This is a genomic window from Streptomyces sp. MK37H, from assembly GCF_018035285.1.
In the GTDB taxonomy this organism is placed as follows: domain Bacteria; phylum Actinomycetota; class Actinomycetes; order Streptomycetales; family Streptomycetaceae; genus Streptomyces; species Streptomyces endocoffeicus.
This window is the reverse complement of record NZ_JAAAYH010000042.1, coordinates 1-25984: the sequence shown is the minus strand read 5'-3', so window position 1 is coordinate 25984 and position 25984 is coordinate 1. Positions and strand designations below refer to the sequence as shown.

Below are 25984 nucleotides of genomic sequence, written 5' to 3'. Positions count from 1 at the left end.
CGCCCCCGGCGGGGTCACCGGCCACCGACGGGGTCCTCGGCCAGGACCCGGGCCATGGTGCGCTCGGCCAGGGCGGTGATGGTGACGAACGGATTGACGCCGATGGAGCCCGGGATGAGGGATCCGTCGGTCACATAGAGCCCGTCGTAGCCGCTCACCCGGCCGTACGCGTCGGTGGCCCGGCCCAGGACGCAGCCGCCCAGCGGGTGGTAGCAGAAGTCGTCGGCGAAGGCCCGGGTGTCGCCGAAGAGGTCATAGCGGTAGATCGTGACATTGGCGGAGTTGACGCGGTCGAAGAGCGCCTTGGCCGCGGCCACGGAGGGCGCGCTCTGGGCGCGGGTCCAATTGAGTACGGTGGTGTCCTTCGCCGCGTCGTAGGTGAAGGTGGCACGCTCGGGGTTCCGGGTGATGGCGAGGTAGAGGCTGACCCAGGTCTCGAGGCCGGCCGGCAGCGGGGCGATCTCGGCGAAGACCGGATTGGTGGCGTTGGACCAGTCGTCGATCGCCATCACCGGGATGGTGGACTGATGGGCGCCGGTCGGGTTCCATACGTGGTTGGCGCGGCCGAGCATGACATTGCCGTTTCCGCCCCAGCCCCGGCCGACCTCCGCGCTCAGCTCGGGAAGGGCGCCGGTCTCCCGGGCGCGCAGCAGGAGTTCGGTGGTGCCGAGGCTGCCCGCGCCGAGGAAGAGCGAGCGGCAGGTGATCTCGTCGGTGGCGACGACGGTGCCGCTGGTGTCGACGCGGTCCACGGTGAGGACATAGGTGCCGTCCGGCGCCCGCCGCAGGGCGCGGGCGCGGCTCAGCGTCTGCAGGGTGACCTTGCCGGTGCCGAGCGCGGCGGCGATATAGGTCTTGTCGAGGCCGCGCTTGCCGAAGTTGTTGCCGTAGATGACCTCTTGGGCGAGCGCGGACTTGGTCGCCGTTCCGTCGGCCTCGCGCCGCATGTAGTCGAAGTCGTAGACGTTGGGCACGAAGACGGTCTTCAGGCCCGCCTTGGCGGCCTGGGCGCGGGCGACCCGGGCGTAGGTGTACCACTCGGTGGCCTCGAACCACGCGGAGGGCACGGTGGTGGCGCCGAGCATGCGGTTGGCCAGCGGGAAGTAGGTGCCGTACATCGGGTCCGCGGCCACCTGCGGCAGCATCTGCTGGAAGTACGAGCGTGGCGGGGTGACCGCGATACCGCCGTTGACCAGAGAGCCGCCGCCGACCCCGCGGCCCACGTAGACGGACATGCCGGGGTAGCGGACGCGGTCCAGGACACCGGGGTAGGGGGTGATGTCCTTATTGATGACGTCCAGCCACAGGAAGGTGGACAGGGGTGCCTCGGTTCTTCTCTTGAACCACATGGAGCGCTGGTCGGGGGCGGTCATCGAGCAGTAGACCCGGCCGTCCGGGCCCGGGTCGTCCCATAACCGCCCCATCTCCACGACGAGCGTTCTTATGCCCGCCTCGCCGAGCCGGAGCGCGGCCACGGCCCCGCCGTAGCCGGAGCCGATGACGACGGCGGGGAAGTGGTCGGCGCTCTCGGCGGCGGCCGCCGGGGTGAGGCCGATACGGGTGAGTCCGAGGGCCGCCGCGCTCTGCAGGGCGGCCAGACCAAGTATGTGACGACGCGTCAGGTTTGCTGCCATGGCGGCATAATGGGCGGAATCGCCGGAACTCGCCATGGCGTGACACAAGGTCCTTTTCGGCCCCGAAGGCATGCGAAGTTCTCGTTATTTATCGTTTGTTCTCGCAGCCGCGCCCCTCCCAGGGAAGGACACCGCCCGTGAAGATCGCTCGTATCGAGACATTCCTGGCCCCGCCGCGCTGGATGTTCGTCCGGGTGGAGACCGACGAGGGGGTGATCGGCTGGGGCGAGCCGGTGGTCGAGGGGCGGGCCGAGCCGGTCCGCGCCGCGGTCGAGGTGCTCACGGAGTATCTGATCGGCCAGGACCCGATGCGGATCGAGGACCACTGGCAGGTGATGACCAAGGGCGGCTTCTACCGTGGCGGACCGGTCCTCTCCAGCGCCGTCTCCGGGCTCGACCAGGCGCTGTGGGACATCAAGGGCAAGCACTACGGCGTACCGGTGTACCAGCTGCTCGGCGGTCCGGTGCGGGAGCGGATCCGCGCCTACGCCTGGATCGGCGGCGATGAGCCCGAGGCAATCCGCGACGCGCTCACCGCGCAGATCGAGGCGGGGTTCACCGCCGTCAAGATGAACGGCTCCGGCCGGATGACCCCGGTCGCCACCCGGGCGGAGATACGCGCCGCGGTGCACCGCGCCGAGACCGCCCGTGAGGTCCTCGGCGACGACCGCGACTTCGGCCTCGACTTCCACGGCCGGGTCTCCCCCGCCAACGCCCGCCGGCTGCTGCCGCTGCTCGCCGAGGCGGCGCCGTTGTTCGTCGAGGAGCCGGTGCTCTCCGAGCACATGGACATCGTCCCGGACCTGGTGAACGCCTCCCCCATCCCCATCGCGCTCGGTGAGCGCCTGTACTCGCGGCGCGAGTTCATCGCCCCGCTGCGGGCCGGGGTGGCCATCCTCCAGCCCGATATCTCGCATGCGGGCGGCATCTCCGAGCTGCGGCGCATCGCCGCCCTCGCCGAGCCCCACGGCGCCCAGCTCGCCCCGCACTGCCCGCTCGGGCCGGTGGCACTCGCCGCCAGTCTGCAGCTGGCCTTCACCACCCCGAACTTCCTCATCCAGGAGCAGAGCATCGGCATCCACTACAACCAGGGCGCCGAACTCCTGGACTACGTGGCCGATCCGGAGCCCTTCCGGTTCACCGCCGGTCAGCTGTCGCGCACCGACCGCCCAGGGCTCGGGATCGAGGTGGACGAGGCCGCGGTGCGCGCCGCCGACCGCCGTGGCCACGCCTGGCGGAATCCGGTGTGGCGCCACGCGGACGGCTCGCTCGCCGAGTGGTGAGCCCGACCCCGTAGACCGTAGAGCCCCGGTCCCGTACGAGGGCGCCCGGTTCCTCATACGAGAGTGGCCGAGCCGGTCGCCGGTGGGCGCCCGGCTCAGCGCGACGGCGCCGGGACCACCAGGGCGCGGCCGTCGGGGAAGCGGCCCACACCCTTGACCACCTCGGCATTGCTCACCTGCACGATCAGCTCCCGCATCCCGCTCAGCGGCGTCAGGTCCACCACCGGCCCCTGGCCCGGGCGCCAGGACAGGAACAGCCGCCGCAGCCCCGGAAACGCGTCACGCAGCGGGGTGAGGTCCTCGGCCTCCACCGCGCCCGCGAGGGAGAGATGGGAGATGCCCGGCATCGGCACGGCCTCGCGCATCCGGGCGACGCTCTCCCCGGTGAGGCTGAGGGACTCCACCTGCGGCAGGGAGAGGATCTCGGACCGGTCGGCCGGCGAGAGCCGTACCGAGTCGAAGAGCGAGATGTGCCGCAGGGTCGGCCATCGCCCGATGCCCCGCATCCCGGAGGTGGCATACGTGGCCGGGCCGATGTAGAGGGCGGTGAGCGGCGCGTCCACGGGCAGATCGCCGAGCGCGCCGTACGGCAGTGGAAGATCGAGCGCCAGCGTCTCCAGGGCGGTCAGCGTGCCGAGGGCCTCCATGCCCTCGAGCGCGGTGGTCGCGTACAGCGCGAGGAGGGCGATGGGAAGGCCGGCGAGCCGCTCGACGCTTCTGACCTCCGGGCAGTGGCCGATCATCAGCTCCGTGAGCCGCGGGAGGGTGTGCAGAAAGGCCAGGTCGTCCAGGAGGGGGTTGTTGAACACGCTGAGGCGCTTGAGGAGGTCCGGCACCAGCTCGGTGGCGAAGTCCACGGTCCTGATCGGACCGGTGCACTGGATGGTGGCCCGGCCGCCCATCCGGCGCAGCTCATGGAGCTGATCGCGGGAGCTCGCCGTGAACAGGGAGTTCTCCGGCAGGTGGGACAGGATCTCCTGGGCGAACAGTCCGCAGTCGAAGGTGTCCCACGCCTCGATGAACTGCCCGTGGACCGCGGGCGAGGGATGGTGGCGGAACCGCTTGAGGCGGCCCAGGGCGGGCTCGCCGCCGATCCGGCAGACCGTGGCCACCACGGCCGCCACCTCCACGTCCCCCAGCCCGTCCGGCTCCTTGGGCAGCAGATCCAGCACCACGGATCCGGCGGCCGCCAGGGTGTGTCCGTCCTCGATGGTGCGCGGCGGGATGAGCGAGGCCATCCGCTCCTCCACATCCCGCCGGACCTCGGGGTCCAGTTCGGTGGCGTGCTCCAGGCACGCGGCCGCCAGCAGATGCAGGCGGTGGCGGTGCCTGCGCACGTCGTCGCCGCGTTTGATGAGCTTGCGCAGCAGCTGACCGCACTGTTTGCGGTCCCCGTGGGCGACCGCCATGCGGATGACGTCCTCCCACTGGTTGTCGTGCGCGTTGCGCACCATGGTGTTGAAGTAGCGGGTCTCCTGGAGCGCCTTGGCGCCCAGGTAGTCCTGGAAGGTGCGGTGGATGAAGGCGACCGAGTCCTCGGTCGGGGCGTGCAGCAGCCCGCTGCGCAGCAGCAGATAGCGGAAGATCTCCTGTGGTCCGCCCTGCTCCTGGGCCTCCCGGATGGAGGGGAGCGTCTCGGCGAGGACGCCCTCGACCACGTCCTCCTGCTCGGCCTCCGACTGCTTCTGCAGCGTGAACCAGGCGGCGATGCGGGAGAGCAGCCGCAGCTGGGCCTCCTTGGACAGGTGGATGCCCTCGGGGGCGTCGATGCTGCGGTGGGCGTCCCGCCGGACGAGCAGCAGCTCGAGCGCCGATTCGTAGAGCCCCTTGCGGTCCCGTGGCAGCCGTGCCTGCTCGTCCCGGTGCAGGGCGCAGATCAGCGCGCACATCAGGGGGTTCTCGGCGAGCCGGGCGATGCTCTGGTTGACGGCCACGGTCTCGGTGAGCGCCGCCTGCAGCGCGTCGAGCCGGGCGCGCTCCTGCTCACCGGCGGACTCGGCTCGTGCCGCGCGGTGCCAGTGCCTGATGAACGCGGCGATGTCGTCGCGCCCCATGGGCAGCAGGCACAGCTCGGCGAACCCCTCGCGGCGCAGCCAGCCGTCCTGGACGGCGGAGGGGCGCACGGTCACCAGACAGCGCACATCGGGGTAGGCCGCGAGCAGTTCGCGCAGCCACTCCCGGGTGCGCTCCCGGTGGTGCTGGGTCACCTCGTCCACCCCGTCGATCAGCAGCAGGGCGCGCCCGGACTCCAGGGTGCGGACCGCCCAGCCGTCCGGCTGGGCGTCGGCGAGGACGCTGCCCACCGCGGAAAGGAAGCCGGAGGGGCTGGGCAGCGCCTCGCGCCGGGTGAGCGTGCGCAGTTGGAGGACGAAGGGGACGCAGTCGTTGTACTCGTCGAGCTCGGCCGGGAAGGCGCGGCGGGCCGTGGTGGTGGCGAGCCACTGCAGCAGGGTGGTCTTCCCCGATCCGGCGTGGCCGCGCAGCAGCACCCGGCGCTGCCCCTGGAGCAGCATCTCCACCCGGCGCGGGGCCACCGAGGTGGGCCGGGGGTGGTGATAGGCGCCGAGGCCATGGGCGGGCCCCTCGGGCGCGGGGCCCTCGGGGGCGGTGGCCTCCAGGCTCAGATAGGCGGCGTCCAGGGGCCAGCTGTCGCCTTCCTGGTGGCGCAGTCTGAGGCCGAGGATGCGGAGCATGCCGTGCTTGTCGACGATGTGCTCGCTGTAGCGGTGCTCGAAGCCGGCGTCCCGCACCGGCTGCGGGACCCGCTCCAGCAGGATGCCGAGCTGCCGGGACTGCTCCTGGAGCTGCTGGGTGGCCTCGGCCAGGGTGCGGGCGATGAAGGTGGAGCGCTGGCTGAAGAAGTGGAGGATCTGCAGACAGCTGAGGTCCAGCAGGCTGTTGTAGAGATGGGTGCCGTCCGAGCTGAGCTGGCGGGTGGCCTGCGGGAGCCGCTTCTTGAGGGTGTGGGCCAGGGTGCGGTACCCCAGGCGCACGGCCTGGACGTCGTTCATGCCGATATGGCCCAGGGCCAGCAGGGTCATCGTCAGCGCGTCGGTGACGGCCTGGCGCTCGCCCTCGGGGACGGCGGGCTCACGGGGATTGGCGGTGGCCGCGCGCTCGACGAGCTCCTCGACCAGTTTGCGGACGTCGTCCTCGGTCAGGGTCCGCTTCTCGCCCCGCCAGGCCACCAGGCCGGAGATGCGCACCGGCTGGTGGACCAGCTCGGCCCCCGGGGCCGGCTGGGCGAACAGCCTGCGGATCAGCGGACCGGCCGCCGCCGCGGCCGCACGCGCCCCGACGCCGATGGCTCCTGGCTCCATCCCCCACCGATCCCAGCGTTGAAGCGGCGTTCCGGGTCCATGTATAGCACCACCCGGCGCGGTCGCAGGGCCACTCTGTGTATCCCCGGCGACCATGGATGGGAGGACCGGATGCCATGCCACCCGCCGTCCACGAGAACTCGATCACACCCCCGGCGTTCCACGTGGCAGGCGGCAGTAGGGTTCGCCGACAAGCGTGTGTGTTGGTACCGGGCAGGTAGAAGGGATCGGGCATGTTCCGCAAGGTGCTGGTCGCCAATCGTGGTGAGATCGCCATTCGCGCCTTCCGCGCCGGCTATGAGCTGGGCGCGAGAACCGTCGCCGTGTTCCCGCACGAGGACCGCAACTCACTGCACCGGCTGAAGGCCGATGAGGCGTACGAGATCGGCGAGCCGGGCCATCCGGTGCGGGCCTATCTCTCCGTCGAGGAGATCGTCAACGCGGCGCGCCAGGCGGGCGCGGACGCGGTGTACCCCGGATACGGCTTCCTGTCCGAGAACCCCGATCTCGCGCGCGCGTGCGAGGAGGCGGGGATCACGTTCGTGGGGCCCAGCGCGCAGACCCTGGAGCTCACCGGGAACAAGGCGCGCGCGGTGGCCGCGGCCCGTGCGGCCGGGGTGCCGGTGCTGGGCTCCTCCGAGCCGTCGACCGATGTGGACGAGCTGGTCCGGGCCGCGGACGAGCTCGGCTTCCCGGTGTTCGTCAAGGCCGTCGCCGGTGGTGGCGGGCGCGGGATGCGCCGGGTCGAGAGCCGGGAGACGCTGCGCGAGTCCATCGAGGCGGCGGCGCGAGAGGCCGAGTCCGCCTTCGGCGATGCCACGGTCTTCCTGGAGAAGGCGGTGGTGGAGCCCCGCCATATCGAGGTGCAGATCCTCGCCGATGGGCAGGGCGATGTCATCCATCTGTTCGAGCGCGACTGTTCGGTGCAGCGGCGCCACCAGAAGGTGATCGAGCTGGCCCCCGCGCCCAACCTCGATCCGGAGCTGCGGGCCCGGATCTGCGAGGACGCGGTGAAGTTCGCCCGGGAGATCGGCTATCGCAACGCAGGCACGGTGGAGTTCCTGCTCGACCGCGACGGCCGTCATGTGTTCATCGAGATGAATCCGCGGATCCAGGTCGAGCACACGGTGACCGAGGAGATCACCGATGTGGACCTCGTCCAGTCGCAGCTGCGGATCGCCGCCGGTCAGACGCTGTCCGACCTCGGCCTCGCCCAGGACACCGTGTATCTGCGGGGTGCGGCGCTGCAGTGCCGGATCACCACCGAGGACCCGGCCAACGGCTTCCGCCCGGACACCGGGATGATCAGCGCGTACCGCTCCCCGGGCGGCTCGGGCATCCGGCTGGACGGTGGCACCACCCACGCCGGTGCGGAGATCAGCGCCCACTTCGACTCGATGCTGGTCAAGCTGACCTGCCGGGGGCGGGACTTCGCCACCGCGGTCGGCCGCGCCCGGCGCGCGGTGGCCGAGTTCCGTATCCGCGGGGTGTCCACCAACATCCCCTTCCTCCAGGCGGTGCTGGACGATCCGGACTTCCGGGCCGGGCAGGTCACCACGTCATTCATCGAGCAGCGGCCGCATCTGCTGACGGCGCGTCACTCCGCCGACCGCGGCACCAAGCTGCTCACCTATCTCGCCGACATCACGGTGAACAAGCCGCACGGCGAGCGGCCCCATCTGATCGACGCGACCACCAAGCTGCCCCCGGTGCCGGACACCGAGCCGCCCGCCGGCTCCAAGCAGCGGCTCACCGAGCTGGGCCCGGAGGGTTTCGCGCGCTGGCTGCGCGAGTCGCCCACGATCGGTGTCACCGACACAACCTTCCGGGACGCGCATCAGTCGCTGCTGGCCACCCGGGTCCGCAGCAAGGACCTGCTGGCCGTGGCCCCGGTGGTGGCGCGGACCGTGCCACAGCTGCTGTCGCTGGAGTGCTGGGGCGGCGCCACCTACGACGTGGCGCTGCGCTTCCTCGCCGAGGACCCCTGGGAGCGGCTGGCCAAGCTGCGCGAGGCGGTGCCCAACATCTGTCTGCAGATGCTGCTGCGCGGCCGCAACACCGTGGGCTACACGCCGTACCCGACCGAGGTGACCACCTCCTTCGTACGGGAGGCCACGGCCACCGGGATCGACATCTTCCGGATCTTCGACGCGCTGAACGACATCGGGCAGATGCGGCCCGCGATCGACGCGGTACGGGAGACCGGCTCGGCCATCGCCGAGGTGGCGCTCTGCTACACCTCCGACCTGTCCGATCCCTCGGAGCGGCTTTACACCCTCGACTACTATCTGCGGCTCGCCGAGCAGATCGTGGACGCGGGCGCGCATGTGCTGGCCATCAAGGACATGGCGGGGCTGCTGCGCGCCCCGGCCGCGGCGAAGCTGGTCTCCGCGCTGCGCCGGGAGTTCGACCTGCCGGTGCACATCCACACCCATGACACCGCGGGCGGTCAGCTCGCCACCTATCTCGCGGCGGTCCAGGCCGGTGCGGACGCGGTGGACGGCGCGGTGGCCTCCATGGCGGGCACCACCTCCCAGCCGTCGCTGTCGGCGATCGTGGCCGCCACCGACCACTCCGACCGGCCGACCGGGCTCGACCTCGAGGCGATCGGCGGCCTGGAGCCGTACTGGGAGGCCGTGCGCAAGATCTACGCACCGTTCGAGGCGGGCCTCGCCTCGCCGACCGGACGGGTGTACCACCACGAGATCCCCGGTGGTCAGCTGTCCAATCTGCGCACCCAGGCCATCGCGCTCGGCCTCGGCGACCGCTTCGAGGACATCGAGGCGATGTACACCGCCGCGGACCGGATCCTGGGCCATCTGGTGAAGGTCACCCCGTCGTCGAAGGTGGTCGGCGATCTCGCGCTGCACCTGGTGGGGGCGGGGGTGTCGCCGGAGGACTTCGAGGCGCAGCCGGGCCGGTACGACATCCCGGACTCGGTCATCGGGTTCCTCCGCGGCGAGCTGGGCAATCCGCCGGGCGGCTGGCCCGAGCCGTTCCGCGGCAAGGCGCTGGAGGGCCGTGCCGCCGCCAAGCCGGTGGCAGCGGAGCTGTCCGCGGAGGACCGTGAGCAGCTGGAGAAGGATCCGCGGGCCACGCTGAACCGGCTGCTGTTCCCCGGCCCGACCAAGGAGTTCGAGGCACACCGGCAGGCCCATGGCGACACCAGCGTGCTGGACAGCAAGGACTTCTTCTACGGGCTGCGCCCGCGGCACGAGTACACGGTGGACCTCGAGCCCGGTGTCCGGCTGCTGATCGAGCTGGAGGCCATCGGCGACGCCGACGAGCGCGGTATGCGCACGGTGATGGCCTCGCTGAACGGCCAGCTGCGCCCGGTCCAGGTGCGGGACACCTCGGCGGCCTCCGATGTGCCGGCCACCGAGAAGGCAGACCGGAGCAACCCCGGCCATGTGGCGGCGCCCTTCGCGGGTGTGGTGACCCTGGCGGTGGCCGAGGGCGCCCAGGTGGAGGCCGGTGCCACCATCGGCACGATCGAGGCGATGAAGATGGAGGCCACCATCGCGGCACCGAAGAGCGGGACCGTGTCGCGCATCGCCATCAACACGATTCAGCAGGTGGAGGGCGGCGATCTGCTGGTCGCCCTCGACTGAGCCGAAAACACCTGCCACGCGCCGCCGCCACCGGTCCCCCGGCCCTCGGGTCAGGGGTGGCCGGTGGCGGCGGTTTCGTACGCCCGCAGAAAGGTGTCCACCGCGGACCGGGCGACCGTGCGCGTCTCGGCCGTGGAGACCTTGCGGGTGCCCAGCCGGGACCTCACCTCCATGGGGCCGGTGAGCAGCGCGAGCAACTGCTCCGCGGCCTGCGCCGGATCACACGGCCGCAGCCGCCCGGACAGCGACAGCCGGGCCAGCCGGTCCGCCAGCGCCTCACCGAGCCGGATGGCCGTACGCCCCTGGACGGTCTCGATCAGATCGGGGAAGTCGGCCGCCTGGGCGTAGGTGAGCCGCCGCAGGGCACGGGAACGCTCACCGCAGCACACCTGGAGCATCCGGTACGCCATGTCCTCCAGGGCGGCGCGCAGATCGTCGCCGGGCTCGCGCAGCCGCTCGACGACGGCGAGGTTCTCCGCCATCACGGCGTCGGCGGCGGCCTCGATGGCATGGCGGAACAAAGTCTCCTTGTCGGTGAGATGGTTGTACACCGTGGGCTTGGCGACCCCCGCCTCATTCGCGATCTCCTGGACACACGCCTGTCCGTACCCCCGGCGCGCGAAGACGGTGAACGCGGCGTCAAGGATCGCCTGCCGCTTGTCGATACGCCCTCGCGGAACCTTCCGCCCGGACGAGGCTGTCACTGCCGTCATCCGCGCATCGTATCCCACGACACCTCGAACTGAACTCATGGGTTCAAGAATCCCAACCCCCTTGTTCATTGACTGATGCGGCCATTAATTTGAACTCATCAGTTCATCCAACGAAGGGAACCACCCATGCTGGTCAATGTGTTGCGGTTCAGCTTCAAGGACGGCACGACGGAGAAGGAGAAGGCCAAGGTTCTGGCGGTGATGCGCCGCACGGGCGCGGTGGAGGCGGTCTCGTTCTCCGTCGTCGGCCAGTTCCTCGGCGACTCCGCCGAAGGCTTCACCCACGCCTACTGCGCGGCGGTGGCCGACCTGGAGGCACTGGACCAGTATCTGCACGACCCGGTGCACATCGCGGGCGACGACGAGATCCTTCCCCATATCGCGAAGCTCTCGGCGTTCCAGCTGTCGGACGACATGGACCCCACGCTCGGCGAACGGGTCATGGGCATGCATCTGAAGAAGGTGGCGAGGTACCCGCGGTGGGGTCAGGCGCTGGACGCGATATCGGACCTCGGGGGTCCGTCCGGGAGCTCTTCCACCGGCTGATCCTCGGGCCGCCGCGGCGCCGACCGGCCGGGCAGCCTCCTGGCCGGCAACGCACCGGCCGCGGCCACGGCCGCGAGGACCGTCAGCGCCGGTCCCATCGCCGAGAGAAAGACATCGGCCGCCCAGCGCGGTCCGTCGCCGGGTGGCCGTCCGCTGGTGTCGCCCCGTCCGGCCACGCTCATCAGCGTGGTCGCGGCGGCGACTCCCAGCGCGGGCCCGATGTTCATGGCGGTCTGCTGGAGCCCGCCGGCCACCCCGGCGGTGTCGACGGACGCGTCCCGCACGACGACGGTGGTCGCGGTGACCATCACGGTGGCGAAACCCGCGCCCAGCAGGAGAAAGCAGCCACCGATCACCTCGGCGCCCGAGCCACGGCCGAGACGGGACATCAGCAGCACACCGGCCACCACCAGAACCATCCCCGCCACCACCGTCCGGCGGGGGCCCTGACGGCGCGTCAGCATCGCCGCCACCGGCGCGCCCAGCACCATCATCACCGCGAGCGGCAGCGCCCGAACCCCGCTGGCCAGCGGATCCAGCGCGAGCACGTCCTGCAGGTAGTACGTGCCGAGGAACAGCGCCCCGAACAGCGCGGCCGACGCGGCCACCAGCACACCGAGCGCCGGGCCCGCGGTGCCCGACCCCAGCACGCCCGGCGGCACCAGCGGATCCTCCGTCCGGCGCTCATGCCGCACGAAGACGCCTCCGGCCACCACGGCGCACCCGAGCCCGAGCGCGGTCGCCACCGTCCAGCCGGTTTCGGGGATGCCGACGAGCGTGTGCACCAGCCCGGCCAGCGCCACCGCGAGCAGGCCCGCGCCAGGCAGATCGAGCCGCGGCCGGGCAGTCTCACGGGGCGCCGCCGGGGCACGGACAGCGAGTGCTGCCGGGGCCTGGACGGCGAGTGCCGAAGGGGCCCGGACGGCGAGTGCCGCCAGACCCATGGCGAGGGCGGGCACGACATTGACGAAGAACACCGCCCGCCACCCCAGATGGGTGGTCAGCGCCCCGCCGACCAGCGGACCGGCCACGGCCGCCAGCCCGATGGCGCCGGTCCGCACCGCGACCGGCCTGCCGAGCCGGTCGGGCGGATACGCGGCCCGCAGCATCCCGAGGGTGGCGGGCTGCAGCAGCGCCCCGAAAACCCCCTGGACGACCCGCAGTCCGATCACCCAGCCGATGCCGCCCGCGAGCCCGATGCCCGCCGAGGCGGCGCCGAAGCCCAGTATTCCGAGGGCGAAGACACGCCGATGGCCGTAGCGGTCGCCGAGGCGGCCCGCGAAGACCAGCAGACTCGCCACGGCGATCAGATATCCGGTGCTGGTCCACTGGACCTGGGCGAACGTGGCATGGAGGTCGCGTTGCAACCGGGGCTGGGCGACGGTCAGCACGGTGCCGTCCAGGGCGACGATCACGGCTCCGGTGACGCTCGCGACGAGGGTGAAGCGCCGTCCGCGCGGGGAGCTCATCGGGCCTCCGGGCCGAGGTGTGCGTCGAGCGCGGCCCGCAACAGCGGCTCGGGGTCGTCGGCTCCCACCGCGAGCTGAAGGCTGCCCCAGCCCCACAGTTGGGCGATGCCGTGCAGATTCGCCCACAGCGCGCCCGCGACGATCCGAGGCTCCGCGCCGGAGTCCGGCCGCGCCCCGGCCACCAGGTCGACGAGGGTGGCGAAGAGCGGCAGGCTCGTCTCCCGCAGGCCCAAGTGGTTGCTCGCCAGCAGATCGTGACGGAACATCAGCTCGAACATGCCGCGGTTGGTCAGCGCGAAGTCGAGCCAGCTCCGCGCCAGCGCCGTCAACTGCTCGCGGGGATCGCCCTCATGGCCCGCGATGGCCTCACCGGCCTGGGCGGCCAGGCTCTCGAAGCCGCGGCGCGCGATGGCGGACAGCAGGGACAGATGCGTCGGGAAGTACCGCCGCGGCGCCCCGTGCGACACCCCGGCCCGGCGGGCGATCTCCCGCAGCGAGAGGGCCCCGACCCCCTCCTCGTCCACCAGCTCCACTCCGACGTCCACCAACCGGGACCGGAGACCTGTGTCCTGCTCACGCTCAGCCATAGACACTGTCTACCAGATATCCGTAGACACTGTCTACGAGTTCATAAGACCGAACAAACGCTCAAGATGGGAGACGGATGGGCCGCCATGCACACCAGAGGCGGCAGTTTTGTTCAACTATCTGAACCAATTCTCAGGTAAAGAACCGCCCGTGAGCCTTGACGGTCCATTTGGTCCGGTCCAATGTGCGTGGTGCGCCATGAGCACGCCACTCCTGTACCGGATCAGGAAGGAAGTCAACGACCATGGCAGAAACCCCCGCTCCCCACCCGTTGAGCCGCCGCCGGGTCCTCGGTTCGATGGCCGCCGCAGCCGTCGGAGCACCGATCGCCCTCGGGCAGCTGACCTCGGGCGCCACCCCGGCCTCCGCCGCCTCGCGCGCCGCGGCCGCGCAGTTGCTCTGGCATCCTGACCCGTCCAGCGACGGGCTCAAGGCGTTCGAGGGCATCGAGGCCGACCGCGGCGGCGCTCACCCCGACCGGAAGTACGTGATCGTCGAGGGCGGTGACCACTACCGCTTCAACATCTGGAGGGACGACCGGGACACCACCGGGGGCGGCGACCGCCAGCGCACCGAGTCCAAGGGCATGGTGCAGGACGGCTCCGCCCTGAAGATGCGCGACGGTGAGACGTGGAGCCTCAGCTACGAGATGTTCATGCCCACCTCGCTGCACGGCACCAGCAAGTTCACCCACATCTTCCAGACCAAGACCCCGGTGGACAACGGCGGTCCGTACATCACCCTGGACCTGGGCCGCAGCGGCAGCACGGAGACGCTGCGGGCCCGTGCGTACGCCAACTCCGGCTCACCGGACATCGCCTCGACCAACCTCGCGCCGCTGCGCAACAAGTGGATCACTATCGAGTGGACGTTCACCATCGGCTCGAAGGGCAAGGCGGCCTTCGTGGCGCGCAACGGCACCGGATCCGGCGCCCCGGTGGCGGTCCAGGGCAGCATGTCCAATGTGAAGATGCCCGACCAGGACGACTACCAGCGGCCCAAGTGGGGCATCTACCGCTCGGTCGAAAGCGCCTCGTCGGACATACTCGACACCTATCTGCTGTTCCGGAACTTCCGGGCGTCCAAGGCGTAGCCGGCGGCCGCTCTCGCGGCGCGGCACACCCGCGGCGGTGCCGCGGGGCCGGTGGCGTCCCGGCCGCGCGTCACCGATCGCCCGACACTTCGGGCACGTCGGACGCCTCGGACACGCCGAGCGCCTCGGACGCACCGGCCCCCTCGGGCGCCCCGGACACCGGCAGATGGCGGGCCACGGAGGCGTTGAGCCGCTCCAGGTAGTCAGTCAGCCGGGCGAGGTCCTCGTCCGGCCAGTCCGCGATGGCCTCGCCCAGCAGCCGGGTCCGCCGGGCGGCCGCCACGGCGACATGGCGGCGCCCGGTGTCGGTCAGCGCCACCCTCCGTATCCGCCGGTCCACGGTGTCCCGCACCCGGGTCACCAGCCCCGCCGCCGCCAGCCGGTCCACGACCCGCACGGCGCGGGCCCGGTCGGACAGCAGCAGGGCGGCGATGTCGGACACGGTGGGCGGCGGTGGGGAGCTGGCCTCGATGAAGCGCAGCACCCGGTAGCCGGTCGGGGTGACACCGGCGGGCAGTCCGCCCAGGAAGCGCTCCCGCACCAGCGGTCCGTACAGCCCGTAGCGGGCGTGGCGCAGCTCCTGCAGTACCGCGTCCAGCCCGCGCAGCTCCTCGTCCCGATCGCTCACGGACACCAGCGTGCGGCGCCGCCACCGCCCCTGGCAACGCACATCCGCCACCGTCCACCGAGATGGTTGTCGGGGTTCGCCGTCCGGTCGCCCGCCGGTAGCCCGCCGTGCCGTGCTGTTCATGGCGCCACGGTGTCCGGCGACGGCGGGTGCGTGGGAGCTTCGCCCCATGACGACGACACCGAAGAACACGGCCACCACATCGGCAGCGTCGGCCACCACATCCACCACGTCCCGGGTGAGCCGCCGGGGGCTGCTGGGCGTGGCGGGCGCCGCGGCGGCCGGTGCGGGCACCTATCTGTCCCAGCAGGAGGCGGTGGCGGCCTCGCCGGTGCTGTGGACCCGGCCGGAGGGGTCCGGGATGCCACCGGTGAGCGGGCCGCATCTGCAGTTCGGGGCCGACGCCGCCCGGGAGGTCGTGGTGTCCTGGCAGACACCGGTCCCGGTGAAACGGCCGCGTGTCATGCTCGGCACCCCGGCCCATGGCATGGGCACCGAGGTCACCGCGCGGACCACCTTCTACCGGGACGCCAAGTCCCAGCAGAGCATGTATGTCCACCACGCCCGGCTGAGCCGGCTGCGCCCCGGCACCGACTACGTCTACGCCGCCGTCCACGACGGGGCGACGCCGGAGGCGGGGTCGTTCCGCACCGGGCCGGGCGGCCGGGCCCCGTTCACCTTCACCAGCTTCGGCGACCAGGGCACGCCCACGGTGGGCAAGCTGAACGGTCCCAAGCCGCCGAAGATCACCGAGAAGCTCACCTATCTCAACGACAACCTCGGTTCGCCGTACGCCAACGACGTGACCACCGCCGTCGAGCGGGTGGCGCCCCTCTTCCACCTCATCAACGGCGATCTGTGCTACGCCAATCTGTCCGAGGACCGGCTGCGCACCTGGGCGGACTGGTTCGACATGACCAGCCGGTCCTCGCGGTTCCGGCCGTGGATGCCCGCGGCCGGCAACCACGAGAACGAGCTGGGCAACGGGCCGATCGGGTTCGCCGCCTACCAGGCGTACTTCTCGCTGCCCGGCAACGGCGGCGACGACGAGACCCAGGGGCTGTGGTACGCCTTCACCGTCGGCTCGGTGCGCGTCGTGAGCCTGGCCAACGACGACGTGGCCCTTCAGGACGCCGGAAACACCTATGTAAGGGGCTACTCCGGCGGGGCGCAGCGGCGCTGGCTGGAGGCCGAGCTCACCCGGGCCCGGACCGACCGGGACATCGACTGGATCGTGGTCGTCATGCACCAGGTGGTCGTCTCCACGGCCGACCACCCGGGCAACGGCGCCGACCTCGGCATCCGGCAGGAGTGGCTGCCGCTCTTCGACAAGTACGGCGTCGACCTGGTCGTCTGCGGCCATGAACACCACTACGAGCGCTCCCACCCGATCCGCGGCCGGGAGCCCAACGACACGATGACGCCGACCCCCGCCGCCACCCGTACCGATCTGGTGGACACCGGCGAGGGAACGGTGCACATGGTCATCGGTGGCGGTGGCACCTCGATCCCGTCGATGGACGTCCTGTTCGACACCCCGCGGTGCAATGTCATCACCGGGGTGGGCGACGCCGGCGCGAACGGCCGGAAAACCCCGGTCTATGTGACGGAGGCGGCCCCGTGGTCGGCGGTGCGCGACCGGGTGAACCCGTACGGCTTCGCCGCGTTCACCGTCGACCCCGGCACCAGACCGGGCGGCCCCACCACCATGTCGGTGACCTACTACGCGGTCACCGGGCTCTACGGCCGTATCGAGCCCGTGGACACCTTCACACTCCGGCGGACCCGTAGCGACGGTGAGCGGCGCCGATGACGGTGAGCTGCGCCGATAAGGGCATGAGGTGATCCATTTCGGGAACGCGGGAGGGCATGCAGACGCTGAACCGATGGGAACGGGCGATAGAGCGCTGGGAGGCATCGCTGCTCGCCAAGGTGGCCCGCAGCGAGCCCGTCGAACTCCTCGGCGCGCTGAAACGTGAATGCGACAGCCACACCGTGGTGTGCGGACCGACCCGGGTGGTCGTGCCCAACGTCTATGACGTCGAGCTCGCCGACGCGGTCCACGAGGAGCTCACCCGGCGTGGCTGTCATGTGGGGCAGGAGCTGACGGATCATCTGATGCGCCACGCGGAGGACAAGGGCTATGAGTGGGCCGGCCCGCTCACCGTGCACGTGTCCCGGTCCGACCGGGTGCCCAACGGCAGGTACCGGGTGGTGGGCCGGCCCATGACCCATATCCGCGCCGACACGTTCGCCGACGCGACGGCCTAGCCGGCGCGTCAGCGGGGCAGCCGGCCCGGGTCGGTGGCCCAGCTGGTGTCCGGCCGGTCGGCCAGGTCGAAGGAGAGCGAACCGCCCTGGCGCACGACGGAGCCGTCGAGCCATGAGGTGTCGTGCGGCCGGCCGTTCACCCGCACCGCGTGCACATAGGGATGGGTGTCGGACGCGTCCGGGGCGTCGATGGTCAGGGCGCGCCGCTGCCCCGCCGGGGCGATCGCCGCGCGAGGGAAGAGCGGACCGGTGAGCAGCGCCTCGGCACGCCCCGGGGCCTGCGGATAGAGGCCGAGCGCCGCGAACACGTACCACGCGGACATGGTGCCCAGGTCGTCGTTGCCGGGCAGCCCCTTCGGCCCGGTGCCGTACACGGTGGTGACGATCTGGCGCACCGTCTCCTGGGTCTTCCAGGGCTGCCCCAGCGCGTTGTAGAGCCAGGGGGCGTGGATGCCCGGTTCGTTGGTGGGGTCGTAGCGGAGCGGGTCGCCGCCGCGGACCGACCAGGAGCCGTCGGGCTTGTGGAAGAAGCCGTCCAGCCGGGCCGCCGCCTTCTCGCGGCCGCCCATGGCCTCGGCGAGCCCCTGGACGTCCTGCGGCACCATCCAGGTGTACGTGGCCGCGCTGCCCTGGGCGAAGCTCCGGTCGGACGCCGGGTCGAAGGGGGTCACCCAGGAGCCGTCGCGGTTCCTGGCCTGGATGTAGCCCGCCGTGCCGGTGGCCTGGGGGTTGAACACATCGCGCCAGTAGCCGCCGCGCGCGCCGAGCTCGTCGGCCTCCTTCGTGCGGCCGAGCAGCCGGGCCCAGCGGGCGAGCGCGTCATCGGCGACGGAGTCTTCCAGGGTCTCCGCGGCGCCGCCCCAGCAGTGGCAGGCGTCCTGTGCGGCGTACCGGGATTCCAGGTACTGGGCGAGGCCCGGGCGCTGGCCCTCGCACTGCCCCGGGCAGCCCTTGTCGGAGAGCCCGTCGAGGTGGGGGACGGTGGCCTGGCGGTAGAGAGAGTCGAAGGCGCCCTTGGCGTCGAAGTTCCGCACCCCCATGGCGTAGAAGGTGGCGAGCGTGGCGGCGGAGGGGTCGCCGGTCATCACATGGGTGGCACCGCTGATGTGCACCCAGCGGTCCCACACCCCGTCGTTCTGCCGGGCGAAGTTGAACAGGGACTGGGCGAAGTCCCCGGCGACCTTGGGCTGGAGCAGGGCGAGCAGCTGCACCTGGGCGCGGTACTGGTCCCAGCCGGAGAAGTTGCTGTACTGCGCCGTCTGCCCGCGCTCGACACGGTGCGGTGTGCCGTCCATGCCCGGGTAGCGGCCGTCGGTGTCGCTGATCAGGTTGGGCTGCTGGAGCGCGTGGTAGAGGGCGGTGTAGAACGCGGTGCGGCGCGGCTCACTGCCGCCGCTGATCCGGATGGCGCGCAGTCGGCGGTCCCAGGCGGCCCGTCCTGCGGCGGCCACGTCGGCGACGCCCGCCCGGGGCGCTATCTCGGCGCGCAGGTTGGCCTCGGCGCCCGCGAGGGAGACGTACGAGATGCCGAGCCGCATCCGGACATCGTTGTCCCGCGCGGTGTCGAAGCCGACGTATCCGCCGGAGCCGCGCCCGGCCCGGTCGGCGCCGGTGAGATAGCCCTCGCCGCCGTCGGCGGTGGTGGCGCCGGGTGAGAGCCGGTCGTTCTCCCAGGTGCCCACGGTGGAGAAGGCGCGGTCGAACGAGGCGCTGAAGTAGAGGCGGTAGTAGGTCTTGCGGTTGTTCTCCCCGCCGTTGGCGCGCCGTCCGCAGAACGCGCCGGTGAGCACCCAGCCGGTGACCTTGTGCCGCTCGCGGTCGATCTCGATGTGGGCGTTCTCGCTGCCGTTGAGCGAGTTGGAGGTGCGGAACAGCAGACGGGCCGGGGCGTCCTGGGGGAAGGAGAAGTCGGCGACACCGGCCCGCTCGCTCACCGCGAGATCGGCGGCCGCGCCCGAGTCGAGCCCCACCCGGTAGCGGCCGGGCTCGGCCTTCTCCTTCTCGTGCGAGAAGGTGGCGGCGTACTTCTGGTCCTTGGTGTCGGCGGTGGGAGAGCTGTCGACCTCGCCCACGAACGGCATGATCGGCACATCGCCCGCGGCTCCGGGGTGGCAGCCCGCCCCGTTGACATGGGTGAGGCTGAAGCCCCGGACCCGGGTGGTGTCGTACGAATAGCCATTCGCCGCCGCGGTATTGGTCTGGTCACCGGTGGTGCTGGTCGGGGACCAGGCGATCATGCCGAACGGCAGGGTGGCGCCGGGGTAGGTGTTGCCGCCGCCCGCGGAGCCGATCAGCGGGTCCACATAGGTGACGGGGTGACGTACCTCGTCGGCCTGTGGCGCCGCGCTCGCCGCGGGGGCCTCGACAAGCGGGGCGAGCAGCCCGCCGATCGCCACTGCCACTCCCCCACCGACCAGCGCCGATCGGCACCTGAGTCTCTTTCGCTGCGCTCTGTGCGTCTCCATCGGGGATCACGCCCTTCCATGTGTCGGAGTGAACCTAGGGGCGTACGGTGACGGTGGGGTGAACCGGACGCCGGCGACGCACGGCTGACGGCGGGACCGGTCCCCGGGACCCCGCTCTACGGTTCCCGCCATGCGGATCACTTGGAGACTCGTCCTCGGCTTTCTCGCCGTCTCGGTCCTCGCCCTCCTGGCCGCCCTGGCGCGGCCGTCGTGGTCCCAGGAGCGCGGCGCCGCCGGGCCGACGGCGTCGCTCACCACCGAGAGGGGAACCGAGCGCTGCACCCTGCACGTCGCCACCCCGCGGGAGGCGGCGCGCCGGGCGAAGCCGGGGGACACCGTCTGCTTCGACGGCGATCTGTCCCGGCAGCGGCTGGTCATCACCAAGGGCGGGAGCCGGGAGCGCCCGATCACCTACGCCGGGGGCGGGGACGCCGTGGACGGCATCACCATCGAGGCCGACGATGTGATCGTGGACGGGTTCCGGTCCGTCCGGCCGGAAGCGCCCGGGATCGAGCTGACCGGCCACCGCGTCACCGTGCGGAACAACACCGTGATCGGCCCGAGGGGCGGGGACGGCGACGGCATCCGGTTCTTCGGCGACGATCTGACCATCGCGCGCAACACCGTCCGCGACACCGACAACAGCCATGGCCGGCACGCCGACTGCATGCAGACCTTCGCCAGCGACACCCCGTCCAGCCACCGTGTCCGCATCGAGAACAACCGCTGCGAGGACATCGACAACATGTGCCTGATGGCCGAGGGCCCGAACGACGGCGAGGGCGACGGCCACGGCACCACCGGCGACTTCACCATCAGTGGCAACCACTGCGAGACGCTGCGCGCCTCCCAGGCCCTGATGTTCGAGGACGTGCGGAACGCCACCATCACCGGCAATGGGTTCGACGCCCCCACCCACCACGCCATCGGCCTCGCCTACCACTCGACCGGCGCCCGGGTCGACGGCAACACCCTCCACCCCGGTATCCGCTACGAGGTGGGCATCGACGCCTCGTCCCGTCCGGGTTACCGGGGCCCGGACCCGGGCGGCCTGCCGTAGGGTCTGTCGTCAAAGGGGGCGCCCCCTTTGACGACAGACCCTGGGAGCCTCTGGGAGGAGGAGCCGGGGGGAGCGGGGGCGCGGGGTTCTCCCGCTCCCCCCGGGATACGTTCTCCCTCTCCGCTCGGGACAGCGGACACCCGGTCATACGGCGCCCGCCGCGCCGCGTGCCGCGGCCAGATCCGCCACCAGGCGCTTCTCGACCGGGACCCCTGGGTCGGAGTACTGCCCGGACAGACACACCGGGCCCGTGAAGCCGAGCTCCGCCAGTTGGCCGAGCGCCGCCGACCAGTCCGCCAGCCCCTCGGGGCCGGGCACGAACCAGGGTTTCCAGTTCCCGCCGACGGCCTCACCGGCCGGTTCGGTGCGCACATGGATGGCGTTCTTGAGGTTGACGATGCCGAGCCGCTCGGCGACCAGGGGCAGGGTGACCCGCGGATCGTCGCCCGCCAGCGCGTCATGGGCGGCGTCCCAGATGACCCGGAAGTGCTCGACCGGCAGGCCGTCGAGGAGGTCCATCACCCCCAGTGCGGAGGACACATAGCTCCCGTGGTGCGGCTGCACCCCGATCTGGACGCCATATCCCTCGGCGAGGGGCGCAGCGTCCTCCAGGCGTTGCCGTGCCCGCCGGACCGAGGCGGCATAGCCGTCGGGGCCCAGCTCGGCCATGACCCGGATCATCGGCACGCCCGTCTCCCGGCAGGCCGCGAAGACGGGTTCGCGGAGACCGCTCGCGATGCTGATCACCTCGACGCCCTCCGCCCGCAGCCGCGCGGTGAACTCCGGCAGCAGCCGTCCGGCTTCGGCCGGGGTGACGTACGCGGTGTCCCGGACCGGGATCTCGGCACCGGTGAAGCCGAGGCCGGACACCAGCCGGCCCAGGGCGTCGCCGGGCAGCGTGGACCACGGTTTGGTGAACACGGACCAGAGAAATGTCATGGTGTCAGCGGCCTCCGAGCCCGCTCATGGTGATGCCTTTGACGAACCAGCGCTGGGTGAGGAAGAACAGCACGATGAGCGGCACGGTGGTGATGGCGGCCGCCATCAGCAGCAGATTCCACTGGGTGCCGTTGGTGGACTGGAACACCTGGAGGCCGACGGCCGCGGTCCTGGTGGAGTCGCTGTTGGAGATCACCAGCGGCCAGAGCAGGTTGTTCCACTGGCTGATGAACTTGAACACCGCCAGGGTGGCGATGGCCGGGACGGCGAGCGGGACGATCACCCGGATGAACGTCTGCCAGCGGTTCGCCCCGTCGAGGCGAGCGGCCTCCTCGTAGTCGCGGGGCACGCCCAGGAAGAACTGGCGGAGCAGGAACACCCCGAGCGCGGTGAAGGCGTGCGGCAGGATCATCCCCGGCCAGGTGTCCACCCCGTGCAACTTCGCCACCAGGATGAACTGCGGGATCAGCGTGACCTGCGAGGGGATCATCAAGGTGGTCAGATAGACGCCGAACAGCACGCTCCGCCCCCGGAAGCGCAGCCGGGCGAAGGCGTACGCGGCCAGCGCCGCCGTGACCGTCTCCAGCAGCGCCGTGCCACCGGCGAAGAAGACGGTGTTCAGCAGATAGCGGCCCAGCGGGACGAGGTCGAAGGCGCGGCCGACGTTCTCCGGGTGCCAGCTGCCGGGCCAGAACGACGGCCGTGCCGCCATCGACTCGGTGTCGGACTGGAAGGCCACCAGCACCATCATCACGATGGGGGTCAGGGTGACCGCGGTGACCAGGAAACAGGTGAACACCAGCAGTCGCCGGGCCGCCACGGGCGAGCGGCCGAGGGCCGCGAGCGCGGGCACGTCAGAGGTCATAGTGCACCAGCCTCCGCTGGAGCAGGAACTGCGCCGCGGTGATGACGACGATGAAGGCGAACAGCACCATCGATTGCGCGGCCGCGTAGCCCTGCTCGTAGTTCTGGAATCCGGTCCGGTAGATGTACATCACGAGCGTGGTGGTGCTGGATCCCGGCCCGCCGTCCGTCATCACCAGCGCCTGGTCGAAGACCTGGAAGGAGCCGATGATCGAGGTGACGACGGTGAAGAACACCGAGGGCGACAGCAGGGGCAGCGTCACCGCGCGGAAGGTCCGCCAGGGCGAGGCGCCGTCCACCCTGGCCGCCTCGTAGAGCTGCTGTGGAATGGCCTGCAGCCCGGCGAGGAAGATCACCATGCCGAAGCCGAAGCTCTTCCAGACGCTCATCAGGATCAGGGCGGGCATGGCCCAGTCGTCCGAGATCAGCCAGGCCGGGCCGTCGATTCCGAAGACGCCGAGCACCGCGTTGATCAGTCCGTCGTGGGGGATGTAGAGCCAGACCCAGACGAAGGCCACCGCCACGGTGATCGTCGCGTAGGGCAGCAGGAGCAGCGACCGGAACACCGCCATGCGCCGCAGCCCCTGGTTGAGCAGCAGCGCCAGGCCCAGGCTGACCAGCAGCGTCAGCGGCACACTGACGAAGGTGAAGTACGCGGTGTTGCCGAGCGCCGACCAGAAGGTGGCGTCCGGGCCGAGCCGGGCGAAGTTGTCCAGCCCGATGAAGTGGGGCGGGCTGAACAGGTTCCAGTCCAGCAGCGAGATCACCCCGGCCGCGACCACCGGTCCGGCGGTGAAGACCAGGAATCCGGCCAGGCTCGGCAGGAGGAACAGCCAGGCGGCGAGCGTCTCCGAGCCGTGCCGCCAGAACCGGGGGCGGCGCATCGGGCCGCGCGGGGTGCGCGGTGCGGGCGCGGTCGCCGCGGTGGGGGTTTCGACAGCCATCGTGATCCTCCTCAGGTGGCCTGGCGGACGGCGTCCCGGTGCTGGCGCATCAGGGCGTTCAGCCGTGGCATCACACCGTCGACCGCGTCGCGGACGCTCACCTGGCCGAGGAAGGCGCGGGGCAGGTCCTGGCCCAGCAGCAGCCGGACGCGGTTCCAGTTGGTGGTGACGTTGAAGGGATGGCCGCCGGCGACCTCGCCCTCGAGGATCCGCTGGACGATGCCGAGGTTGGCGGGCGGCGGTTCGAAGGCGCTCGCGGCGGAGAGCCGCGCGGGGTTGTTACGCCCGGCCCGTGCGTAGATGTTGAGCGCGCCCGTGCTGGTGAGGGTCTTCAGCAGCCGCCACGCCAGGTCGAGGTCGTCGTCCTTGACGCCCGAGGGGATGGCGAAGCCGGAGCCCGACACCCGCGGTGTGGATCCGGCCGGTCCCGCGGGGAAGGGCACGATGTCCCATGTGAAGGGAGCCTTGCGGACATTGAGCACCTGCCACGGGCCGTTCTGCATGAATGCCACGTTGCCCTGGAGGAAGTTGGCCAGGGCGGTGCCGGAGGCGTTCTGGGCGACCAGATTGTCGATCGGCGGGGTGACCCGGTCCTTGACGAACAGGCCGACCACATAGTGGATCGCCTCCAGGGCCTCGGGGGCGTCCAGGGGGCTGGTGTCACGGTCCCCGTCGACGACGTCGCCACCGGCGCAGTAGATCCAGGACACCAGGTCGTCGATGGTCGGGGCGCAGGTGAAGCCGTACTGGTCCTTCGGCTTGCTCAGCTCGATGGCCAGCTCCCGGAAGGTGTCCCAGCTCATGGGCTCGGTCGGGGACGGCGGATCGACGCCGTTCCGCTCCAGCAGTGTCCTGTTGTAGTAGAGCACGGTCGGCGCCACGTCGAAGCCGATGGCGTAGGTGTGGCCGGCGAACGTGGAGATGGACCGGATGGCGGGGTAGAAGTCGTCGAGGTCGAAGTCGGGGTCCGCGGCGATGAGGTCGTCCAGCGGCCGGTGTGCGCCGCGTGAGGCGTAGGTGGGGATCAGCCAGCCGTTCAGTGCGGTGACCATACCGGCCGTTCCGCTGACGAGCTGCAGGTCAAGCTTGGTGGGATAGCCGTCGGAGGGGGTGAGGGTCGAGGCCGATCTGATGTGCATGCGCCGCTCGACATAGTGTCCGAAGTCGGCCCAGACCCGGCTCTCCTCCGGGCTGCTGGACCACATGGACCAGGTGGCCGTGGACGGCGGCGGACCGGAGGAGCAGCCGCTGAGGGCTCCCGTGGTGGCGAGCCCGCCGAGGGCCGCCCCCTTGAGCAGAGCACGCCGGGAAAAGCTGGAAGACATCGTCGTCTCCTCGCTGCTGGGTCTGGGTGCGCAGATGTTCAGGACCAGGCCAGGTCCAGGGATTCGGCGCGGATGCGTTCCTCGTCGACCTCGACGCCGAGACCGGGACCGGAGGGGACGGTCGCGGTGGCCGCGACGATGTCCAGGTTCTCCACGTAGAGGTCGGCCAGCAGCTCCGGTCCGTTCAGTTCTGCGGGCAGGGCCAGTTCCAGCTGGCTGAAGAGGTGCAGCGCGGCCGCGAAGCCGATACCGCAGTCGGTCAGCCCGCTGGCCAGCACCTCCAGTCCGCCCGCCACGGCGACCTGAGCGGTCTTCAGGGCGTTGCGCAGCCCGCCGGATTTGCAGATCTTCACGACCACCAGATCGGCGGCGTCGAGACGGAGTGTGCGGGCCAGGTCCTGGGCGGTGAAGCTGCCCTCGTCGATGGCAACCGGCAGGCCGATCAGGTCCCGGACCCGGCGCAGGGCGAGGGTGTCGGTGCCCGGCACGGGCTGCTCCACGCACGTCAGGTGCGGCACCTCGCGCACCGCGTCCATCAGGCGGATGAGGGCGGTCGGCCGGTAGGACTGATTGGCGTCCAGCCAGAGGGGTTTGCCCGCGGCGACCTCCGCGACCGCGGTGATGGCCGCGGTGTCCGCCGCGGGATCGCCGCCGATCTTCACCTTGTAGGCGGTGTAGTCCGAGGACTGGTGGGCGTGCTCGCGGACGGCGGCGGGCTCGCCCACCCCGATGGCCGAGCAGAGCGGCACCGTGTCCCGGAGCTTGCCGCCCAGCAGGGCGTGGACCGGCAGCCCGGCCAGTTTGCCGGCCGCGTCGTGCAGGGCGATGTCCACCGCGCCGCGGGCGAACGGAAAGCCGTTGGACACCGAGGGACTCAGTTGGCGGCTCGCCCGGGCGTGGAACAACTCCACGTCGAACGGGGTGAGTTCGAGCAGGATGGGGGCCAGATGGCGCTTGATGACGACGGCGATCGTCTCGGCGGTCTCATAGCTCCAGCTGGGCAGGGCGCGCTGTTCGCCCCAGCCGACCACCCCGTCCTCGGTGGTCAGCTTGACGAAGATGACCGATCCCGCCTGATCAGGGGTGCCGACGGCACCGCTGCCCAGCACGAACCGCCGGGCGAACGGCACGGCCACGGGGAAGACCTCGACCGCCGTGATACGCGACATGGTGAAGTGACTCCTGACATAAGGTCGATGCCGCGAACGGCCGGGTGCGGAGCGCGTGGGCC

The 25984-nt window shown here is 71.1% G+C and carries 19 protein-coding genes; 7 read left to right on the top strand and 12 right to left on the bottom strand.

The genetic code is table 11. The features are described 5' to 3' along the window. Positions 1–14 precede the first annotated feature (14 nt). Positions 15–1634, bottom strand: coding sequence for a GMC oxidoreductase (locus GWI24_RS09475; RefSeq protein WP_210945440.1), 1620 nt, complete (start codon positions 1632–1634; stop codon positions 15–17). Positions 1635–1771: 137 nt separating this feature from the next. Here GWI24_RS09475 and dgoD point away from each other — a divergent pair, with 137 nt between their 5' ends. After that, the gene (gene dgoD / locus GWI24_RS09470) at positions 1772–2917 is read left to right on the top strand and encodes a galactonate dehydratase (protein WP_210945439.1); all 1146 of its coding nucleotides are present in this window, start codon (positions 1772–1774) and stop codon (positions 2915–2917) included. A gap of 95 nt (positions 2918–3012) precedes the next feature. Here the strand turns inward: dgoD and GWI24_RS09465 are convergent, their stop codons facing one another. Further along, positions 3013–6237, bottom strand: a complete 3225-nt coding sequence (locus tag GWI24_RS09465) for an NACHT domain-containing NTPase (protein ID WP_210945438.1) — start codon at positions 6235–6237, stop codon at positions 3013–3015. 233 nt (positions 6238–6470) lie between these two features. On the opposite strand from GWI24_RS09465, the gene GWI24_RS09460 reads away from it, so the two are divergent. After that, the gene (locus tag GWI24_RS09460) at positions 6471–9848 is read left to right on the top strand and encodes a pyruvate carboxylase (protein WP_210945437.1); all 3378 of its coding nucleotides are present in this window, start codon (positions 6471–6473) and stop codon (positions 9846–9848) included. Between the two features lie 50 nt (positions 9849–9898). On the opposite strand, the gene GWI24_RS09455 is transcribed toward GWI24_RS09460, so the two are convergent. Then, on the bottom strand, positions 9899–10561 hold the full coding sequence (locus tag GWI24_RS09455) for a TetR/AcrR family transcriptional regulator (RefSeq protein ID WP_210945436.1): 663 nt from the start codon (positions 10559–10561) through the stop codon (positions 9899–9901). A 126-nt stretch (positions 10562–10687) separates the two neighbouring features. On the opposite strand from GWI24_RS09455, the gene GWI24_RS09450 reads away from it, so the two are divergent. Then, positions 10688–11107 carry a Dabb family protein gene (locus tag GWI24_RS09450; protein WP_210945435.1) on the top strand — a complete coding sequence of 140 codons (420 nt, stop codon included), beginning with the start codon at positions 10688–10690 and terminating at the stop codon, positions 11105–11107. Here the strand turns inward: GWI24_RS09450 and GWI24_RS09445 are convergent. Next, positions 11047–12576, bottom strand: a complete 1530-nt coding sequence (locus GWI24_RS09445; RefSeq protein WP_210945434.1) for an MFS transporter — start codon at positions 12574–12576, stop codon at positions 11047–11049. The genes GWI24_RS09450 and GWI24_RS09445 overlap by 61 nt on opposite strands. Next, on the bottom strand, positions 12573–13163 hold the full coding sequence (locus tag GWI24_RS09440) for a TetR/AcrR family transcriptional regulator (RefSeq protein WP_210945433.1): 591 nt from the start codon (positions 13161–13163) through the stop codon (positions 12573–12575). The genes GWI24_RS09445 and GWI24_RS09440 overlap by 4 nt, the downstream gene beginning before the upstream one ends. Positions 13164–13408: 245 nt before the next feature. Here GWI24_RS09440 and GWI24_RS09435 point away from each other — a divergent pair, with 245 nt between their 5' ends. Further along, the gene (locus tag GWI24_RS09435; RefSeq protein ID WP_210945432.1) at positions 13409–14257 is read left to right on the top strand and encodes a hypothetical protein; all 849 of its coding nucleotides are present in this window, start codon (positions 13409–13411) and stop codon (positions 14255–14257) included. 70 nt (positions 14258–14327) lie between these two features. On the opposite strand, the gene GWI24_RS09430 is transcribed toward GWI24_RS09435, so the two are convergent. Further along, positions 14328–14885 carry a MarR family winged helix-turn-helix transcriptional regulator gene (locus GWI24_RS09430; protein ID WP_210945431.1) on the bottom strand — a complete coding sequence of 186 codons (558 nt, stop codon included), beginning with the start codon at positions 14883–14885 and terminating at the stop codon, positions 14328–14330. A gap of 169 nt (positions 14886–15054) precedes the next feature. Here GWI24_RS09430 and GWI24_RS09425 point away from each other — a divergent pair, with 169 nt between their 5' ends. Together GWI24_RS09425 and GWI24_RS09420 are read left to right on the top strand one after the other, a co-directional pair. Continuing rightward, positions 15055–16698 carry a metallophosphoesterase family protein gene (locus tag GWI24_RS09425; RefSeq protein WP_210945430.1) on the top strand — a complete coding sequence of 548 codons (1644 nt, stop codon included), beginning with the start codon at positions 15055–15057 and terminating at the stop codon, positions 16696–16698. Positions 16699–16754: 56 nt separating this feature from the next. Continuing rightward, entirely contained in the window at positions 16755–17156 is a 402-nt protein-coding gene (locus GWI24_RS09420; RefSeq protein ID WP_210945429.1) for a DUF3662 domain-containing protein, read from the top strand. Positions 17157–17164: 8 nt separating this feature from the next. On the opposite strand, the gene GWI24_RS09415 is transcribed toward GWI24_RS09420, so the two are convergent. After that, the gene (locus tag GWI24_RS09415) at positions 17165–19552 is read right to left on the bottom strand and encodes a GH92 family glycosyl hydrolase (protein ID WP_374103286.1); all 2388 of its coding nucleotides are present in this window, start codon (positions 19550–19552) and stop codon (positions 17165–17167) included. A gap of 199 nt (positions 19553–19751) precedes the next feature. On the opposite strand from GWI24_RS09415, the gene GWI24_RS09410 reads away from it, so the two are divergent. Then, complete coding sequence (locus GWI24_RS09410; protein WP_210945427.1) at positions 19752–20681, top strand: right-handed parallel beta-helix repeat-containing protein; 930 nt, start codon at positions 19752–19754, stop codon at positions 20679–20681. Positions 20682–20825: 144 nt separating this feature from the next. Here the strand turns inward: GWI24_RS09410 and GWI24_RS09405 are convergent, their stop codons facing one another. From GWI24_RS09405 to GWI24_RS09385, 5 genes are read right to left on the bottom strand one after another with little or no spacing between them, the layout of a single operon-like run. Further along, positions 20826–21620: a sugar phosphate isomerase/epimerase gene (locus GWI24_RS09405; protein WP_210945426.1), complete on the bottom strand. Its 795-nt coding sequence runs from the start codon at positions 21618–21620 to the stop codon at positions 20826–20828. A 4-nt stretch (positions 21621–21624) separates the two neighbouring features. Then, on the bottom strand, positions 21625–22485 hold the full coding sequence (locus tag GWI24_RS09400) for a carbohydrate ABC transporter permease (RefSeq protein ID WP_210945425.1): 861 nt from the start codon (positions 22483–22485) through the stop codon (positions 21625–21627). Beyond that, on the bottom strand, positions 22475–23428 hold the full coding sequence (locus GWI24_RS09395) for a carbohydrate ABC transporter permease (RefSeq protein ID WP_210945424.1): 954 nt from the start codon (positions 23426–23428) through the stop codon (positions 22475–22477). Before GWI24_RS09395 ends, GWI24_RS09400 begins: the two co-directional genes overlap by 11 nt. A gap of 11 nt (positions 23429–23439) precedes the next feature. Beyond that, a complete protein-coding gene (locus tag GWI24_RS09390; protein ID WP_210945423.1) occupies positions 23440–24753 on the bottom strand; it encodes a sugar ABC transporter substrate-binding protein in 1314 nt (437 codons plus the stop codon). Positions 24754–24791: 38 nt separating this feature from the next. Further along, positions 24792–25922 carry a mandelate racemase/muconate lactonizing enzyme family protein gene (locus GWI24_RS09385; protein ID WP_210945422.1) on the bottom strand — a complete coding sequence of 377 codons (1131 nt, stop codon included), beginning with the start codon at positions 25920–25922 and terminating at the stop codon, positions 24792–24794. Positions 25923–25984 lie beyond the last annotated feature (62 nt).

Excerpts from the sequence above, each read along its gene's own strand:
- GWI24_RS09475 (WP_210945440.1), bottom strand. The coding sequence starts at position 1,634 with ATGGCAGCAAACCTGACGCGTCGTCACATACTTGGTCTGGCCGCCCTG.
- GWI24_RS09465 (WP_210945438.1), bottom strand. The coding sequence starts at position 6,237 with ATGGAGCCAGGAGCCATCGGCGTCGGGGCGCGTGCGGCCGCGGCGGCG.
- GWI24_RS09460 (WP_210945437.1), top strand. The coding sequence starts at position 6,471 with ATGTTCCGCAAGGTGCTGGTCGCCAATCGTGGTGAGATCGCCATTCGC.
- GWI24_RS09455 (WP_210945436.1), bottom strand. The coding sequence starts at position 10,561 with ATGACGGCAGTGACAGCCTCGTCCGGGCGGAAGGTTCCGCGAGGGCGT.
- GWI24_RS09450 (WP_210945435.1), top strand. The coding sequence starts at position 10,688 with ATGCTGGTCAATGTGTTGCGGTTCAGCTTCAAGGACGGCACGACGGAG.
- GWI24_RS09445 (WP_210945434.1), bottom strand. The coding sequence starts at position 12,576 with ATGAGCTCCCCGCGCGGACGGCGCTTCACCCTCGTCGCGAGCGTCACC.
- GWI24_RS09440 (WP_210945433.1), bottom strand. The coding sequence starts at position 13,163 with ATGGCTGAGCGTGAGCAGGACACAGGTCTCCGGTCCCGGTTGGTGGAC.
- GWI24_RS09435 (WP_210945432.1), top strand. The coding sequence starts at position 13,409 with ATGGCAGAAACCCCCGCTCCCCACCCGTTGAGCCGCCGCCGGGTCCTC.
- GWI24_RS09425 (WP_210945430.1), top strand. The coding sequence starts at position 15,055 with ATGACGACGACACCGAAGAACACGGCCACCACATCGGCAGCGTCGGCC.
- GWI24_RS09420 (WP_210945429.1), top strand. The coding sequence starts at position 16,755 with ATGCAGACGCTGAACCGATGGGAACGGGCGATAGAGCGCTGGGAGGCA.
- GWI24_RS09410 (WP_210945427.1), top strand. The coding sequence starts at position 19,752 with ATGCGGATCACTTGGAGACTCGTCCTCGGCTTTCTCGCCGTCTCGGTC.
- GWI24_RS09405 (WP_210945426.1), bottom strand. The coding sequence starts at position 21,620 with ATGACATTTCTCTGGTCCGTGTTCACCAAACCGTGGTCCACGCTGCCC.
- GWI24_RS09400 (WP_210945425.1), bottom strand. The coding sequence starts at position 22,485 with ATGACCTCTGACGTGCCCGCGCTCGCGGCCCTCGGCCGCTCGCCCGTG.
- GWI24_RS09395 (WP_210945424.1), bottom strand. The coding sequence starts at position 23,428 with ATGGCTGTCGAAACCCCCACCGCGGCGACCGCGCCCGCACCGCGCACC.
- GWI24_RS09390 (WP_210945423.1), bottom strand. The coding sequence starts at position 24,753 with ATGTCTTCCAGCTTTTCCCGGCGTGCTCTGCTCAAGGGGGCGGCCCTC.
- GWI24_RS09385 (WP_210945422.1), bottom strand. The coding sequence starts at position 25,922 with ATGTCGCGTATCACGGCGGTCGAGGTCTTCCCCGTGGCCGTGCCGTTC.